General features: G+C 57.2%; 14 protein-coding genes and 1 pseudogene. 8 read left to right on the top strand and 7 right to left on the bottom strand.

The window, feature by feature from the left end:
- Window positions 1-83 precede the first annotated feature (83 nt).
- The 3 genes from CLV83_RS22250 to CLV83_RS22240 all read left to right on the top strand — a co-directional run bounded on the left by CLV83_RS22250 (window position 84) and on the right by CLV83_RS22240 (window position 2231).
- On the top strand, window positions 84-464 hold the full coding sequence (locus tag CLV83_RS22250) for a PH domain-containing protein (protein ID WP_132298107.1): 381 nt from the start codon (window positions 84-86) through the stop codon (window positions 462-464).
- A 5-nt stretch (window positions 465-469) separates the two neighbouring features.
- Window positions 470-784: a hypothetical protein gene (locus tag CLV83_RS22245; protein ID WP_132298105.1), complete on the top strand. Its 315-nt coding sequence runs from the start codon at window positions 470-472 to the stop codon at window positions 782-784.
- A 754-nt stretch (window positions 785-1538) separates the two neighbouring features.
- Window positions 1539-2231 carry a DUF5602 domain-containing protein gene (locus CLV83_RS22240; RefSeq protein ID WP_243642496.1) on the top strand — a complete coding sequence of 231 codons (693 nt, stop codon included), beginning with the start codon at window positions 1539-1541 and terminating at the stop codon, window positions 2229-2231.
- Window positions 2232-2297: 66 nt separating this feature from the next.
- Here the strand turns inward: CLV83_RS22240 and CLV83_RS22235 are convergent, their stop codons facing one another.
- The 3 genes and pseudogenes from CLV83_RS22235 to CLV83_RS22225 all read right to left on the bottom strand — a co-directional run.
- Window positions 2298-3554 carry a YeeE/YedE thiosulfate transporter family protein gene (locus CLV83_RS22235; RefSeq protein ID WP_165900383.1) on the bottom strand — a complete coding sequence of 419 codons (1257 nt, stop codon included), beginning with the start codon at window positions 3552-3554 and terminating at the stop codon, window positions 2298-2300.
- Window positions 3555-3878: 324 nt separating this feature from the next.
- A complete protein-coding gene (locus CLV83_RS22230; protein WP_132298101.1) occupies window positions 3879-4307 on the bottom strand; it encodes a DUF6691 family protein in 429 nt (142 codons plus the stop codon).
- Window positions 4304-4759, bottom strand: a pseudogene (locus tag CLV83_RS22225) (YeeE/YedE family protein); the annotation flags it as partial. The pseudogene CLV83_RS22225 and the gene CLV83_RS22230, both read right to left, overlap by 4 nt.
- Before the next feature lie 167 nt (window positions 4760-4926).
- Between CLV83_RS22225 and CLV83_RS22220 the strand changes: the two are divergent.
- Window positions 4927-6183, top strand: a complete 1257-nt coding sequence (locus CLV83_RS22220) for an OmpP1/FadL family transporter (protein ID WP_132298097.1) — start codon at window positions 4927-4929, stop codon at window positions 6181-6183.
- 72 nt (window positions 6184-6255) lie between these two features.
- On the opposite strand, the gene CLV83_RS22215 is transcribed toward CLV83_RS22220, so the two are convergent.
- Window positions 6256-7368 carry a metallophosphoesterase gene (locus CLV83_RS22215; protein ID WP_132298095.1) on the bottom strand — a complete coding sequence of 371 codons (1113 nt, stop codon included), beginning with the start codon at window positions 7366-7368 and terminating at the stop codon, window positions 6256-6258.
- 261 nt (window positions 7369-7629) lie between these two features.
- On the opposite strand from CLV83_RS22215, the gene CLV83_RS22210 reads away from it, so the two are divergent.
- Window positions 7630-9867, top strand: a complete 2238-nt coding sequence (locus CLV83_RS22210) for an OsmC domain/YcaO domain-containing protein (protein ID WP_132298093.1) — start codon at window positions 7630-7632, stop codon at window positions 9865-9867.
- Between the two features lie 130 nt (window positions 9868-9997).
- Here CLV83_RS22210 and CLV83_RS22205 read toward each other — a convergent pair whose 3' ends face one another.
- Window positions 9998-10285 (bottom strand): hypothetical protein, encoded by a 288-nt coding sequence (locus tag CLV83_RS22205; RefSeq protein ID WP_132298091.1) that lies wholly within the window; start codon window positions 10283-10285, stop codon window positions 9998-10000.
- Window positions 10286-10565: 280 nt separating this feature from the next.
- Between CLV83_RS22205 and CLV83_RS22200 the strand changes: the two genes are divergently transcribed.
- A complete protein-coding gene (locus CLV83_RS22200) occupies window positions 10566-11297 on the top strand; it encodes an SDR family oxidoreductase (protein WP_132298089.1) in 732 nt (243 codons plus the stop codon).
- A gap of 7 nt (window positions 11298-11304) precedes the next feature.
- On the opposite strand, the gene CLV83_RS22195 is transcribed toward CLV83_RS22200, so the two are convergent.
- Both CLV83_RS22195 and CLV83_RS22190 read right to left on the bottom strand, forming a co-directional pair.
- Window positions 11305-12675: a GGDEF domain-containing protein gene (locus CLV83_RS22195; protein WP_132298087.1), complete on the bottom strand. Its 1371-nt coding sequence runs from the start codon at window positions 12673-12675 to the stop codon at window positions 11305-11307.
- Between the two features lie 45 nt (window positions 12676-12720).
- Window positions 12721-13626: a LysR family transcriptional regulator gene (locus CLV83_RS22190; RefSeq protein WP_132298085.1), complete on the bottom strand. Its 906-nt coding sequence runs from the start codon at window positions 13624-13626 to the stop codon at window positions 12721-12723.
- Window positions 13627-13789: 163 nt separating this feature from the next.
- Here CLV83_RS22190 and CLV83_RS22185 point away from each other — a divergent pair, with 163 nt between their 5' ends.
- Window positions 13790-14233, top strand: a complete 444-nt coding sequence (locus tag CLV83_RS22185; protein ID WP_132298083.1) for a DoxX family protein — start codon at window positions 13790-13792, stop codon at window positions 14231-14233.
- 91 nt (window positions 14234-14324) lie between these two features.
- Complete coding sequence (locus CLV83_RS22180) at window positions 14325-15272, top strand: glutathione S-transferase family protein (RefSeq protein ID WP_132298081.1); 948 nt, start codon at window positions 14325-14327, stop codon at window positions 15270-15272.
- Window positions 15273-15277: the final 5 nt, after the last annotated feature.

The following is a 15277-nucleotide window of genomic DNA, read 5'->3' as shown; positions in this document are numbered from 1 at the left end:
TATTGGCTTGCCACTCTCTGGGTGGGTTCCTCAGTCAGAGACTCTGTCGGGGAACACAGACATGGGCGCTCAAGGAGATAAAAATGAGTGAGCTTTACTCCGCAAATCCGGTGATGTTCAAGAACAATCCGCTCGGGTTTATCCTTTCTATCCTGTTAATTCCGGCGTTCGGTATCGGCATTATCATTCTGTTGTATTGGTATCTGCAGACCAAGGCATCCAAACTCTCCGTCACCGAGCACGATATCCTCTATGAGAAAGGCCTGCTGAGTAAGGAGAGGTCTGAGGTCGGCATCACCGGTGTACGCACGGTTACCGTGAGACAGTCATTCTTCAATCGCATTTTCGGTGTCGGTGCCATCGATATTTATACTGCCGGCGATGATCCGGAGATCTCCGTGAAAGGCCTGCCCGACCCGAACCGGGTGCGCGAGCTGATCAAGGCGCGTCAGAACGGCGGGTAAGCGGTATGGTTGGTGAAAGCGACAACAAGGACAAGAATGAGTCCCGCAAGATCGCGATTATTCTGATCTCGCTGGTGCTGCTGGTGGGCGTGGCGATTGCGCTGATCTTGCCGGCGCTGGGGGATATTATCGCCGTGCATTTTGAACCTGGCCTCGGGTTGAAGAGCGCGGCGGTGATCGCCTTCTTTGTCACCGTGGCGACGCTGCTGGTATTTGCTATCGCCTCCGGCGACGGTCTGTTGGGCGAGCTCCAGTTTATGCTGGCCGGGTTCTTTGTGTTCTTCCTGATCTTCTGGCTGATGATCGCCTGGATCTTTTAAGCCACACCGCGCAAGTATCTGAAAAAGCGACCCCGGTAACGGTGGTCGCTTTTTTATTGCCTCTCTTAAACCACCTCCTACGGAGGTGGTGGTCGTTTAGTCGAGGCGATGCCTTTCTCGTGCCGTATCGATAACGGGGCTCGATGTCTCGTGGCTATCTGAGCGCAGCAATCCATCCCCTTTGGTGCAGCCGAGCATCACAGGCTGAAAGAGAGATAAGGGACAGGCTGTTTGAGCAGCAACGCTGCGACTTATGTTGAGGGAAAAGCCTGTCCCGCTCTTTCAGACGAGAAGCACAGGGGAGTCGGCGTAGCCGAGCAAACCATAGGGGCGGTTTGGGATTGCAAAGGGACATACTTAGCAACGAAAGCCGCACAAGTCTCTTTGCTCGGCAGCAGCCGAAACCGGAGTTGAAAAGGAAACGGATATAGTTGATCCCGGCATTCGTCAGTAGGTTTTCCCAGGCTTCCTTATAGAGAGTTTGATGCAAAGTCAGCTGCTATGCAGTTGGATTTTTACTGTCTGGCTTCACTGTTGGCGTTGAATAACTGCTTAACCCGGCAACTGGCGCAATCCTGGGTTAGGAACCATGCTTGAGCAGGCCTGCAGGCGGGTTGCCTGCACCGGTATAGAAGAAAAATAAGAGGGTTCTCCAATGATACGTTCTGGTTTACCCGCTCCCGGCTTGGTGCCGGTGGCTATCGCGCTTACAGCTATTCTCGCCGGCTGTTCCACCTCGCCTAAAGATGCACAGATGAGCGGTACCTTTGAGGGGCCGCCGGTGGCGATTGGACAAGGTCAGGCCTGGACCTTCGTCACCCTGGATGAGCAGGGTAAGGCCCGCACTCTGGGCGTACGCTTCAGCGAAGAAACCCTCTCAGGATTGCCTACCGAGTTGTCGGAGCACGGTGCCTGGGAGTATGACCTGGAGCTGCCGGCCGAGGCCGCGGCGCTTGGCTACGATCATGTGATGCTGGACTGGAATCCGCACGGGCACATCCCTCCGGGGGTATACGACACTCCACACTTTGATTTCCACTTCTACGCCATCGATCACGCGGCGCGTAAAGAGATTACCCTGGACACCGCCAGCCTGGAGATGGCCCGCAAGGCGCCGGAAGAAGGCTATATGCCTGAAGGCTATGCCCTGCCGCCAGGCACCGAAGTACCGAACATGGGGGCTCACGCCATCGATCCGGCCAGCGGCGAGTTTAACGGAGAGCCTTTTACCACAACCTTTATCTACGGCTTCTACGACGGCAAGGTGATCTTCATGGAGCCGATGATGACGCTGGATTACCTGAAATCCCGGCCAGACATGTCAACGCCGGTGAAGCAGCCGCAGGCCTATCATAAGGATTTTGCCTATCCCACCAGCTACGGTGTGCACTTCGATGAGATGGCGAAGCGCTATGAAGTGACGCTGGATGGGTTGGCCCGCTATTAGGTGTTAACGGGCCGAAACGAAAAAACCGCTGCACAGGCAGCGGTTTTTTGTGGTCGGCTAGCGGGTTCAGGCTGCGGCGACCTTTTTACCCAGCAGGTTGCCGATGACGCCGCCGCTGACCATGAAGATCAGGAAGATCCAGCCGGACAGCGAGAAGTTGGCGATCGGGGTGTACAGCGCACCCACGTTGCAACCGTTGGCAAAGCGCGTGCCCAGGCCCATGCACAGGCCAGCGATGATCAGCATCGCGCCCTCTTTACAGCCCAGCCCCAGGCGGGAGATCCCGTTGCCGAAACGGCCGGCCAGCAGCAGCGCGATAATGGCGCCGGCCATGATGCCCAGGTTCTGTACATTTACCGGATGGCTGAAGAACGGCATGGTGAACACCTGCTCCGGGCGGTGGGTGAAGGCGGCGATGCTGGCCGGCTCCATACCGAAGGCGATCAGCATACGGCCGAACCAGAAGCCGAACGGCGAGGATGCACCCCAACCGGAGCCGGTAACACCCATCAACAGGCTGAACAGCACCACGATGATGGCGATGCCGGTGGTCATCGACCAGCGGCGGATAAACAGCGCCTCGTAGGTTTCGCGGCTGAAAAAGCGGTGTTCAGCCAGGTTGATCGGTTTGCTTTCAAGCTGCTCATGCTCGGAGGAGACGCCGATATAGGTGTCGTTGTTGCGGTGTTTGTGCTCATAGCGGTGTGCCAGCCAGGCGACAATACCGGCAAAGGCGGCGGTCAGCAGGATCGCGCCGAAGTAGCCGTTAAGCGGGTCGTTGGCGAATAGGTCCGGCAGAAATACGCCGCGGCCTTCGTAGGTTGCGCTGGAGATCCAGGTCTCACGAATCCAGGGTGCCTGCGCCTGCAGCGGGAAGCCGAGAAAAACACCGCCGCCAAAACTGAGCAGCACCAGCGCCGGGCGGATCAGGTTGCTGGAGAAGTAGGTCAGTACCCCGGTGGCGCAGCAACCGGCGAACGACATGCCGAATCCGAACAGCAGACCGCCGAGAATCAGGCCTGCGTTGATCGGGTTGACCCAGAGGTTCAGCTGCGTCGGGTCCTGATTGTAGAGAAAGGCGGTGGTGGCGATGGCTGAAGCGGTGAACAGCAGCATCAGGCCACGCATCAGCCGGGTTGAGCCTGCGCGGTAGGCGCGGTTCACACTGCCGGCAAAGCCCAGCGATGCGCGACTGAGCGCATAGCCCAGGCCGAGGCCGACGAGCAGGCGGAAAAAGATAGCTGAGTCGAGCAAGGCGCCGCCCAGCATGACAACGACGAAAAGCAGCACGAAGCCGCTCAAATGTTCCTTGGGTTTGATCATGGGACTCTTCTTACAACATTCAAAGTCCTGCAGCGTCCAACGCGGACATGCACAGAACAAGCGGGATGTTTACGGCGAATATTTATCAGAAGTCGGATGCGGGGTTTTTATTTCCGACTATTTTATTTGGGTATTATTTTAATTGCCTGGGATTTTAAAACAATAGCTCTGAAATAACGATTGATTATATGTAAATTCGATGCTTATCAGAGACGTTATATCTGTAGGCGAGTCGGGCCGTTGGCAAGGATTAGCTGTAGTTGCAGAGAACTAAGCCGCATCGAAGCTCATCAACGCTAAGATGGCTTCGATGCCCGTCAATGCTCACCCGCGATGTGCCAGCATCCACCGCGTAGCGAAGGTACCCACAACAAACGCTGCAAACACCGTCAGAATATCGCTGTTGGCGAAGCTCAGTGAGGTGATCATCGGGCCCGGACAGTAACCAGCGATGCCCCAGCCGACACCGAAGATGATGCCGCCAAAGACGATGCGTTTATCTATCTGAACCTTCTTCGGCAGCTGGAAATATTCTGCCAGCAGCGGCTTGCTGCGTTTCAGGATCAGCGGTGTCAGCAGTGCGTTGACTGCAAGACCGCCTCCCATCACGAAAGCCAGAGAGGGATCCCAGGTGCCGAACAGGTCAAGGAAGTTCAGCACCTTGGCCGGGTCGATCATCTGTGCCACGGAGAGGCCGAAGCCGAACAGGGTGCCGGCGGCCAGTGCTGCCAGCAGGCGAAGTGTACTGCTCATGCGCTGATCCCCAGCAGGTGACGAACGATAAACACAGTGACCAGCGCGCTGCCCATAAAGCAGAGTGTGGCCACCAGGGAGCGGGGACTGCGTCGTGCCAGACCGCAGATGCCGTGGCCGCTGGTACAGCCGGTGCCGATCTGGGTGCCGATGCCTACCAGTAGGCCCGCCAGCACTAACATCGGCTTACTTACCATCGCCTGAATCTGCTCGACGCCAGCGCCCATGCCGAGCCACTGATAGATAAAACCGCCGAGAACCAGGCCGATAACGAACAAAACGCGCCAGTTGATATCGCTGCTCTGCTCCGGATAAATGATGCCGCCGGCAATCCCCGATATACCGGCGATATTTCCCCTGGCAAACAGCAGAAAGGCGGCCGAAAGCCCAATCAGTGCACCACCGATCAGCGCGGGCACTGGCGTGAAATTGACGATTTCCATGAGTCCTGTAGACCTTTTATGAGGGTGGAACGCTAGGGACGATTATCGTTATCCGGCGCATTAAACGCAAAGGTCTTAATTAGTTATATCTTAATTAATATATGTTATTTAATTTTTATATCTTGTTGATCTAATATGCGCAGCCCTTAACCTATTTTTGATTAAAAAGAGCCATCATGACTGCTACAACCCGCACCGCCCTTACCCTCGCACTCGCCGCTTTCCCGCTGGCAGCCCAGGCTACCAACGGCTATTTCATGCATGGCAGCAGCGTAAAGGCTCAGGGTATGGCGGGCGTCAGCTTTGCGCTGGCTCATGACAGCATCAAGGCGGCCAGTAACCCGGCGTCGCTGATCGCTCTGGGTAGCCAGTACGATCTGGGTGTGACCTACTTCAAGCCAAAGCGCAGCGCGGATATCAGCGGCAATGATATGGGCGGCGGTTACAGCCTGGATGGCCATTACGATGGTAACGGCGAGCGTGACTTCTGGATGCCGGAAGGCGGTTTCGCCCGCATGCATTCCGACCGGCTGGCCTACGGCCTGGCGGTTTACGCCAACGGTGGTATGAATACCTCCTATGATGTGGCTCCGATGGTGTTTGGTACTGGCGAAGCGGGTGTGGATCTGTCTCAGGCATTTCTGACCGGCTCGCTGGCTTACAAAGTGAGCGAACGACATAGCCTGGGCGTTGGCGTTACCTATGTTTACCAGCGCTTTGAAGCGAAAGGGATTCAGAACTTCAGTGCCATGAGCAGCGATGGCGATGCGGTCAGCAACAAAGGACAGGACAGCAGCAACGGCTGGGGTCTGAAGCTGGGCTGGCAGGGCCAGGTCACCGATACGCTGACCCTGGGCGCAAGCTGGTCATCGCGCATCAATACAGATTCCTTCAACAAGTATCGTGGTCTGTTTGCCGAGCAGGGCGGTTTCGACGTGCCGGAAAACTACGGTGTTGGTTTCGCCTGGCAGATCAACCCGCAGTGGACCCTGGCCGGTGACTGGGAGCGGATCGAATACAGCGATGTGCGCTCTGTGGGTAACTCTTTCTCCATGGCAGCCCCGCTCGGTGCGAATAATGCGGCAGGTTTTGGCTGGGATGATATCGATGTCTACAAGCTGGGCGTGATCTATGCCGCCAGCGATCGTCTCACTCTGCGTGCCGGCGTCAGCCACGCGGATCAGCCGATCCCGTCGAGCCAGACCTTTATGAATATTCTCGCCCCGGGTGTGATCCAGGATCATGTAAGCCTGGGCGCAACCTGGGACATCAGCCCGGAACAGAGCATTTCTGTGTCTTACACCCGTGCGCTGGAAGAGAAGGTGAAGGGTAACAACTCTATCCCCGAGAGCTTTGGCGGTGGCGAAGCCGATCTGGAGATGAGCCAGGATATCGCCAGGCGTCGCCTGGCAGTACCGGTACTGATTAGCTAGAGCCGTTCCGATAAAAGGCCCCGCCGGATAATCCTGCGGGGCCTTTTTGATGCGGGGTTTTGAATAGACCTCCTATGCGGACACCAATCTCAGCAGTGTAATCTCCGACGGGGCGCCAAAGCGCTTCGGCGGCCCCCAGTAACCGGTTCCTCGGCTGGTGTAAATCAGCATCTCATTGAGTCGATCGAGGCCCGCCAGAAACGGCTGCTGCATAGGTACAAACAGGTTCCAGGGCCAGAACTGGCCGCCATGGGTGTGTCCCGATATCTGCAGGTGGAAACCCGCTTTTTCCGCCTCATGTGCCGAGCGCGGTTGGTGGGCCAGGAGGATTCTGTGGCTGGCGTGTTCCGGTGCGCCGGCTAGTGCGCTGTGCGGATCGCTGCGGTGAGTGGGATCGAAGCGTGCGGCGCTGAAATCGGTGACGCCTGCCACCAGTAGGGTGGCGCCCCGATGTTCTACCGTGACGTGCTCGTTGAGCAGTACGCCAAGGCCGAGGCGGCGGAACTCTTCGGTCCATTGATGCACGCCGGAATAGTATTCATGGTTGCCGGTGACCAGGTAGCTGCCGTAGCGCGCTTTCAAGCCTGCCAGGGGCTGGGTATGAGCGCCGAGGCGTTCCACATCACCATCGACCACATCGCCGGTAACGGCGATCAGGTCCGGGTTCAGGCCGTTGACCTGGTTAACCACCGCCTCCAGAAAACCCCGCTTGATGGTGTGCCCGATATGGATATCGCTGATCTGCGCGATGGTGAAACCCTGCAGCGCTGCCGGCAGGTCTTTTAGCGGTACATCCACATGAACGACCCGCGCCAGGCGGCGCGCATTGATCAGCCCGATCAGGCTGGTCAGCGACCCGAGCACCACCACGGCAAGAGCGGAGTAGAACGAGATCTCCGGTGTCAGCAGAGAGAATATCCACAGCGCAGCCAGCACCAAATCACGCAGCAGGGTCAGCACCAGCAGGGAGGAAAACAGCCCCATCATCAGGTAGCCGGCCCAGGCGATCCTATCGTGAATACGGTCCACAAACACTGCCAGCGGCATCAGTGTGCAGGAGAGGACGAGGCCCAAGGTGACCAGTATTGAGCTGGCGATACCCAACTCCAGGCCAGTGCAAAGCCGCCAGCCGATATAGGCGTGCAGCAGGGCAAGAATGGAAAGAACACGGAAACGGGATCTCAAGGATTATCCTCTACGCAGTGATGTCAGCCTGAGATTATAAGGAGCTGTTGGCCGGATGGAGCTTTTATGTACGGGAAATATGTATTCCTGATCTACTTTTCTTGGTTTTAACGTCCGTGACTTAACCGGGTATTAAACAGCATCGACCGGTTTTCCTTTAGCGGGGCCAAGACGGCGGCGGGCAAAATCTGGATAATACCGCCTTTCAACGCCAGCCCCGCTGCTATCCATCCAATCACCACCCAATCCGGTACATCACCCATGGAAATCAAGGTCAACTTTCTCGACAACCTCCGGCTTGAAGCCAAGTTTGATGACTTCACCGTGATCGCCGACCAGCCGATTCGCTACAAGGGCGATGGTTCGGCACCGGGTCCGTTCGACTACTTCCTGGCGTCATCGGCGCTGTGCGCGGCGTACTTCGTCAAGCTGTACTGCAACGCGCGGGATATCCCGACGGAGAATATCCGCCTGTCGCAGAACAACATCGTCGATCCGAACGACCGCTATAACCAGATCTTCAAGATCCAGGTGGAGCTGCCGGAAGATATCTCCGACAAGGATCGCCAGGGGATTCTGCGCTCCATCGAGCGTTGTACGGTGAAAAAGGTGGTGCAGACCGGCCCTGAGTTCCAGATCGAGGTGGTGGAAAACCTGGATGAAGACGCTCAGGCGCTGTTGATGGGCGAAAGCGACAGCGATTCCGCTACCTGGATCGAGGGTAAGGACCTGCCGCTGGAACAGACTATCGCCAATATGACCGGTATCCTGGCGGACCTGGGGATGAAGATCGAGATCGCCTCCTGGCGCAATATCGTGCCCCATGTCTGGTCGCTGCATATCCGCGATGCCGCGTCGCCCATGTGCTTTACGAATGGTAAGGGCGCTACCAAAGAGAGTGCGCTCTGCTCGGCGCTGGGTGAATTTATCGAGCGCCTGAGCTGCAACTTCTTCTACAACGACCAGTTCTTCGGGGAAGAGATCGCCAACGCCGAGTTTGTGCACTACCCGAACGAGAAGTGGTTCCAGCCCGGCCCTGAAGACGAACTGCCGGCAGAGATCCTCGACGAGCACTGCCTGGAGATCTACAACCCGGAAGGCGAGCTGTTCGGCTCTAACCTGATCGATACCAACTCCGGGCGTATCGATCGTGGTATCTGCTCGCTGCCGTTTGTGCGTCACTCCGATGGTGAAACGGTGTACTTCCCGTCAAACCTGATCGAGAACCTGTTTCTCAGTAACGGTATGAGCGCCGGTAACACCCTGTATGAAGCCGAGGTGCAGTGCCTGTCGGAGATCTTCGAGCGGGCAGTGAAGCGCGAAATCCTGGAGCAGGAACTGGCGCTGCCGGACGTACCTGCCGAGGTGCTCGCCAAGTACCCGGGTATCGTCGAAGGGATCGAAGCGCTGGAAGCCCAGGGCTTCCCGGTGCTGGTGAAGGACGCCTCCCTGGGCGGCCAGTTCCCGGTGGCCTGTGTCACCCTGATGAACCCGCGTACCGGCGGTGTGTTTGCCTCCTTTGGCGCGCACCCGAGCTTCCATGTGGCGCTGGAGCGCAGCCTCACCGAGCTGCTGCAGGGGCGCAGTTTTGAAGGTCTCAACGATGTGCCGCCGCCGACGTTTAACTCCATGGCGGTGACCGAGCCGAACAACTTCGTAGAACACTTTATCGATTCCACCGGTGTGGTCTCCTGGCGCTTCTTCAGCGCCAAGTCCGACTTCGAGTTCTGTGAGTGGGACTTCTCTGGAAATAAAGAGTCTGGAGATAAAGAGTCTGGAGATAAAGAGTCGGGCGATAACGAACATGAAACCGCCACGCTCTACGGCATTCTTGAGTCCCTCGGTAAGGAAGCCTACGTGGCTCATTTCGAAGAGCTGGGCGCGCCGGCCTGCCGTATCCTGGTGCCCGGTTTCTCCGAGGTGTACCCGGTGGAAGACCTGGTCTGGGATAACACCAACAAGGCGCTGGATTACCGTGAGGATATCCTCAATCTGCACCGTCTCGACGACGATGCCCTGGCCGACCTGGTAGAGCGTCTCGAAGAGAGCCAGCAGGATAACTACACCGATATCAAAACCCTGATCGGCATCGAGTTCGACGAGAATACCAACTGGGGGCAGCTCACGATTCTCGAGTTGAAGCTGCTGATCAGCCTGGCGCTGCAGCGCCATGATGAAGCGCTGGAACTGGTCGAAGCCTTCCTGCAGTACAACGACAACACCGTGGATCGTGGCCTGTTCTACCAGGCGGTCAACGCGGTGCTTGAGATCGTGCTGGATGACGAGCTGGAGCTGGACGACTTCCTGCCCAACCTGAGCCGTATGTTCGGTGAAGAGCGGATGGCCGCGGTGGTTGGCTCGGTCTCCGGTGAAGTGCGCTTCCACGGTCTTGAGCCCACCAGCATGAAGCTGGAAGGACTGGATCGCCATCTGCGCCTGATCGAAAGCTACAAGAAACTGCACGCGGCGCGTGCGTCAAGAGCTGCGGCGGTGGAATAACATTACCAGGCGGCGTCCCTCGTGCCGCCTGATCACCGCTCAAAGAAAAAGGCCCACCTCCTGAGGAGATGGGCCTTCTTTATGTCTGCCGCTGGCGTGAGCTCAGCAGCCGTTTTTTCGCACAGCCGTATCAGCCGGTGATCTTGCGCTCTGCACGCCACTGCGCCAGCGCTTTGCTGGCGTTCTGAGTCAGCGGCAGATCCAGGGCGGCGATCAGTTCGCCACGGTTGGTACCCATGTCTTCGAGGATAGCGTTATCCAGGTCGAGCAGCTTCACCAGGGAGCGGCGATACTTCCACTCTTCAAAGCGCTGAACCAACGCCTGTTGCCACTGAGGGCGCTGTTTTTCGGCTTTGTCTGCCTGGTTGAAAGGGTGCTGCAGACTGGGTGCATTGACGTTCAGGTCATATACGGACATTAGAGGGGCCTCTGATCTATTCTATGGCGATATTTTATGTTTATCGCTCGTTATGCAGTTCATATGACTGCTTAGTAAATCTATATGCGGTGGATGATCCTGGTTTTGCTCGTCAATATCAAAGTATAAAAAATATACGTTTGATGAAGTTTTACTCACCTATCCTGACCATTTGGTTAACAGGGCTTGATGCGGCACGAGAATAAGCGGTTTATGTTGCAGAGAGAGTGGTTCGCGAGTCTCGATTGAGGTCAGTGAAGTTCACTGCATGGAGGTTGAAATGAAGAAAGTTGTTCTGATTACCGGAGGCGGAAGAGGAATCGGTGCGGCGACGGCGAGGCTACTGGCCAGCCGGGGCTACGCGGTCTGCATCAATTACCGCCAGCGTGCGGACTCTGCGGCTGAAGTGGTGGCTGCTATCGAGGCGGCCGGCGGTGAGGCTTTAGCGCTGCAGGCCGATGTGTCTGATGAGACGCAGGTTATCTCTCTCTTCGATGAGACCGAACGCAGGCTGGGGCCGGTTACGCACCTGGTGAATAACGCCGGTGCGCTGTCCACCCAGTCGCGGCTGGTGGATATGGAGCTCGAGCGTTTTAATCGTGTGATGGCGGCTAATGCGACCAGCTGTTTTCTCTGTTGTCGTGAGGCGGCGCGGCGGATGGCGGCGGGCGGCGCTATCGTTAACCTGTCATCCGTGGCCGCTCAGCTGGGTGCTGCGTTTGAATACGTGGATTATGCCGCGGCCAAGGGCGCGGTGAACTCGCTGACCAAGGGGCTGGCAAAGGAGCTTGCGGGCGAGGGGATCCGCGTCAATGCGGTCAGCCCGGGGCTGATCTATACCGATATCCACGCCGATGGCGGCGAACCGGGCAGGGTCGACCGACTCGGACCGACCCTGCCGATGCAGCGCGGCGGTACGGCAGAAGAGGTGGCTAACGCCATCGCCTGGCTGCTGTCGGATGAGGCCTCCTATGTGACAGGAACGATCCTCGATGTGGCCGGCGGGCGCTGAGGCCTGATCAGCCCAGTTCCAGTCGGTTTCTGCCGTTTGTTTTTGCCTGGTAAAGCGCATCGTCGGCGCGTTTGATCAGGGTCTCCTGGGAATCGCCGCTCTCGTATTGGGTGATACCGAAACTGGCGGTGAATGGTGGCAGGTTTTTCTCCTCAAGCTGCTCGAAGATCTGGCGCAGCTCCTCCGCGACCACTGCGGCCTGCTGCTTGCTGTGGTTGCGGAACAGCAGCGCAAACTCCTCACCGCCAAGCCGGAAGATCAGGTCACTGCTTCTGACGTTTTCACGAATCAGTTCCACGGTGCGAACCAGTACCCGGTCACCGACATCATGGCCCCAGCGGTCGTTGATGCCTTTGAAGTTGTCCAGGTCGAGTATCAAGAGACTCAGCGGCATTCCGCGTTTGGCCAGTTGGATCTCCTGGGCAAGGGTTTCATCCCACTTGTGACGGTTTAAGGCGCCGGTGAGTTTATCGGTGGTGGCCAGTTGCAGCAGCTGCCTTTCCACCTCGCTGCGGTTTTTCATTTCACTGGTGAAGCTGTCCAGCACACCATCGATATTGGCCGCCAGACGAGCAAGCTCATCATCTCCCGCGGCAGGCTCCAGGGATATTTTCGTGGCGGAGCTTCCCTGCAGAGAATGATTTAGGCGGTCCACCTTGCGCTGTATTTCGCCCATGTGCCGGCGAAAACTGACGATCAGATAAAGAGTGATGTAGATGCCGATAACAAAAGCGCCGCTGCCCAGTGCAATATCGACCAGCAGAAAGCGCTGCTGGTGGCTCGCGGTGATCTCGGCTACCTCTTCGGTTAATCGCTCTATCTGCTCAAGCAGTACTTCGGTTGCCAGATCCATCTGCTCGGCGGCAGCATCCAATGCGGCGGCGTTTACTTCGCTCAGGGGCTGAGCCAGGCTCTCGCTGATTCGAGCATGGAAGCTTCCCTGGCTTTGCGCATATGCCTGCAGGTGCTGCAGCAGTTCTTTATGCGCCTGCATGCCATCAACAATTTCATGCTGTTTTAGTGCGGTATTTGCCACTGTCACGGCTTGGTCGAGCAGTGCCTCTACCTGCTCGGAATGCTCAATCAACTGCATGTTCAGGTGCTGCTGCTCGACCGAGGCTGGGGGCGTCGAGGAGGCCGCTAAGCGTGTGCGCTCCAGCAGAATATGCTGTTCCAACTGCTTCATTTCGAACTCGGAGGCGATCTCGGTGAGGGGTATATCGATCTCCGCGAGTTCCCGCATTTCACGGCTGATACTGTCGAGCTGTATGACCGAATAGATGATGACCAGCAGGATAAAACTGAGCAGGATGGTCGACAGGCCGCCGATCTTTCGGGTGAATGAGGCGCTGAGCCAGGAGAGGATCGAATGGGTCATTGCAGTTCCTTGCAGAAGGCTGGCGCAGTATAGCAAATCAGTAAGTTAGAAACGGTCCCAGTAAGGTGGGTCGCCGAAATAACCATCCATAAAATCGATAAAGCTGCGCACCTTGCTGGCCATTAGCTGGCGGTGTGCGTAGACCGCATAAAGCCCCATGGGCTCGGGTTCATGCTCCTCCAGCAGTACCTTGAGTTTACCTTCGGCGATTGCTGGCCCGGTGATAAAAGTGGGTTGGATAGCGATGCCACCGCCCTCGATGGCGGCGTGCACCAGCACATCTCCGTTGTTGCAGGCGACCTCATTACCTAGGCTGATACCCTTTTCCCTCAGCCAGCGATGCATCGGCAGGATGGCATCGTTTTCCACATAGCTGTAGCGCAGATAGCGGTGCCCCTGCAGATCTTCAAGCCTTGCTGGTTCGCCATGCTCCGCCAGGTATTCGGGGGAGGCGACGGTAACCAGTCGCACCGGCGCAATACGCTTCGCGATCAGCGATGAGCTGCGCAGGTGGCCGATGCGAAGGGCGATATCAAAGCCCTCTTCAACGATATCGACCTTACGGTCGTTCAATTGCAGGTCGATGCTTACGGCGGGATGCTGGCGCTGAAACTCAACCAGCATCGGTGCCAGATGGTGGGAGGCAAAGGAGACCGGAGCGCTGACCCTGAGCCGACCCTGAGCGCTCTCCTGCATATCCCCAAGCTGACTTTCCACCGCTTCTATCTCATCCAGGATCTGCTGCGCACCCTGCCAGTAGCGGGTGCCCGCTTCGGTGAGATGGACCTTGCGTGTGGTGCGGTTGAGCAGGCGGGTGCCTAAATGCTGTTCCAACTGGGAAACATATTTGCTGACCAGCTGCGGCGACATCTCCAGCCGCTCGGCTGCACGGGTGAAGCTGCCTTCGGTTGCCACGGTCGTGAACGCACGCATCGCGTCGATACGGTCCATACAGGCCTCCTGTTACAGGGGGAGCGGTTTATTAACAATGCTGCGTTTATAATATACCAATAATGACTGTCTTATTAAGCGAACATGAGGATAGTAGACTAGCCTCATAACTTGAAGCACAGGGCTTCAGGCATCCTGTTAATACGAAGTGAGGTACAGACTCATGAACGCAACTCTTTCCAAGCTCCTGTTCAGTTCTAACGGTGGTTTTGGCTCCCTCGTGCTGCGTGTGCCTGTGGGTATCATTCTGGCTGCGCACGGTTCGCAGAAACTCTTTGGCTGGTTCGGTGGCTACGGTCTGGAAGGCACCGGTCAGTGGATGGCCAGCATCGGTCTGCAGCCTGGCTTCCTGATGGCTCTGCTGGCCGGTAGTGCTGAATTCTTCGGTGGTATTGCGCTGCTGCTGGGTCTGCTGACCCGCCCGGCGGGACTGGTTACCGCATTTGCGATGCTGGTTGCGATCTTCAGTGTTCATATCGGTAACGGCCTGTTCATGTCCAACAACGGTTACGAGTTCGCCCTGGCACTGTTTGCGATGACTGCGGCACTGGCTGTTCAGGGTGGTGGTCGCCTGTCTGTGGATAGTCTGCTGAGCAAACGTCTCTGATAAGAGCGGGCTAATCCAGACAGGGGGGCGCAAGCCCCCCTGTCATTTTTAGCTGGCTAGTTTCGGGCGAATACGAGAGGAGGTGAGGCAGATGTTGGTGAATGGTATCTGGAAGGAAAACTGGCAGCCGGTTCAGGCCAAGGATGAGGAAGGGCGTTTTATCCGCCAGACCTCCTCGTTCCGTCACTGGGTAACGCCGGATGGTTCTGCCGGCCCTACTGGCGATGCCGGGTTCAAGGCCGAAGCAGGGCGTTACCAGCTGTACGTGGCCTATATCTGCCCCTGGGCGTCCCGGGCGCTGATGGTGCGAAAACTGAAAGGGCTGGATAAGCTGATCGATGTCTGCGTGGTGAATCCGGTATTGACCGATCAAGGCTGGCAGTTTGGCGGCTATCCCGGCGCCGATGAAGACACGCTCAACGGCGCCCGCTACATGCACGAGCTCTACACCCGTGCCGATCCGCAGATTTCCGGTCGCGCCACGGTTCCGGTGCTCTGGGATAATAAAACCGGCACCATCGTCAATAACGAGTCCGCGGATATAGTGCGCATGCTGAACAGTGCCTTCAGCGGCTTGGTCGATCAGGGACCGGATCTTTACCCGGCGGATCTGGCTGGCGAGATCGATGCACTCAACGACTATATCTACACCAACCTCAACAATGGTGTGTACCAGGCGGGGTTTGCATCCAGCCAGCAGGCCTATGAAGAAGCCTACGCAAAGGTGTTCGCTACTCTGGATGAGCTGGAATCCCGCCTGTCTGATGGCCGCAGCTATCTGTTTGGCGAGCGCCTGACCGAAACCGATCTGCGCCTTTTCGTCACCCTGGTGCGTTTTGATGCTGCTTACCACGGTATCTTCAAGTGCAACCGTAATACGCTGAAAGCGATGCCCAATCTGCATGCCTATGTGCACCGGGTGCTGGCGCTGGACGGAATTGCTGAGACCGTGCGCATCGACCATATCAAGGCGGGGTATTATTCGGTCAAGGCGTTAAACCCGGGCGGCATCGTGCCGGTCGGACCCTACGAAATTTAACAGGA

Source organism: Marinobacterium mangrovicola (assembly GCF_004339595.1).
Classification (GTDB): domain Bacteria; phylum Pseudomonadota; class Gammaproteobacteria; order Pseudomonadales; family Balneatricaceae; genus Marinobacterium_D; species Marinobacterium_D mangrovicola.
Note: the sequence above shows the minus strand (reverse complement) of the source record. Positions and strands in the feature narration are given on the sequence as shown.

What these genes read in the sequence shown, in the direction of transcription:
- CLV83_RS22250 (WP_132298107.1), top strand. Translation starts at nt 84, where the DNA reads ATGAGTGAGCTTTACTCCGCAAATCCGGTGATGTTCAAGAACAATCCG.
- CLV83_RS22190 (WP_132298085.1), bottom strand. Translation starts at nt 13,626, where the DNA reads ATGGACCGTATCGACGCGATGCGTGCGTTCACGACCGTGGCAACCGAA.
- CLV83_RS22245 (WP_132298105.1), top strand. Translation starts at nt 470, where the DNA reads ATGGTTGGTGAAAGCGACAACAAGGACAAGAATGAGTCCCGCAAGATC.
- CLV83_RS22180 (WP_132298081.1), top strand. Translation starts at nt 14,325, where the DNA reads ATGTTGGTGAATGGTATCTGGAAGGAAAACTGGCAGCCGGTTCAGGCC.
- CLV83_RS22220 (WP_132298097.1), top strand. Translation starts at nt 4,927, where the DNA reads ATGACTGCTACAACCCGCACCGCCCTTACCCTCGCACTCGCCGCTTTC.
- CLV83_RS22240 (WP_243642496.1), top strand. Translation starts at nt 1,539, where the DNA reads ATGAGCGGTACCTTTGAGGGGCCGCCGGTGGCGATTGGACAAGGTCAG.
- CLV83_RS22185 (WP_132298083.1), top strand. Translation starts at nt 13,790, where the DNA reads ATGAACGCAACTCTTTCCAAGCTCCTGTTCAGTTCTAACGGTGGTTTT.
- CLV83_RS22200 (WP_132298089.1), top strand. Translation starts at nt 10,566, where the DNA reads ATGAAGAAAGTTGTTCTGATTACCGGAGGCGGAAGAGGAATCGGTGCG.
- CLV83_RS22230 (WP_132298101.1), bottom strand. Translation starts at nt 4,307, where the DNA reads ATGAGCAGTACACTTCGCCTGCTGGCAGCACTGGCCGCCGGCACCCTG.
- CLV83_RS22235 (WP_165900383.1), bottom strand. Translation starts at nt 3,554, where the DNA reads ATGATCAAACCCAAGGAACATTTGAGCGGCTTCGTGCTGCTTTTCGTC.
- CLV83_RS22195 (WP_132298087.1), bottom strand. Translation starts at nt 12,675, where the DNA reads ATGACCCATTCGATCCTCTCCTGGCTCAGCGCCTCATTCACCCGAAAG.
- CLV83_RS22210 (WP_132298093.1), top strand. Translation starts at nt 7,630, where the DNA reads ATGGAAATCAAGGTCAACTTTCTCGACAACCTCCGGCTTGAAGCCAAG.
- CLV83_RS22205 (WP_132298091.1), bottom strand. Translation starts at nt 10,285, where the DNA reads ATGTCCGTATATGACCTGAACGTCAATGCACCCAGTCTGCAGCACCCT.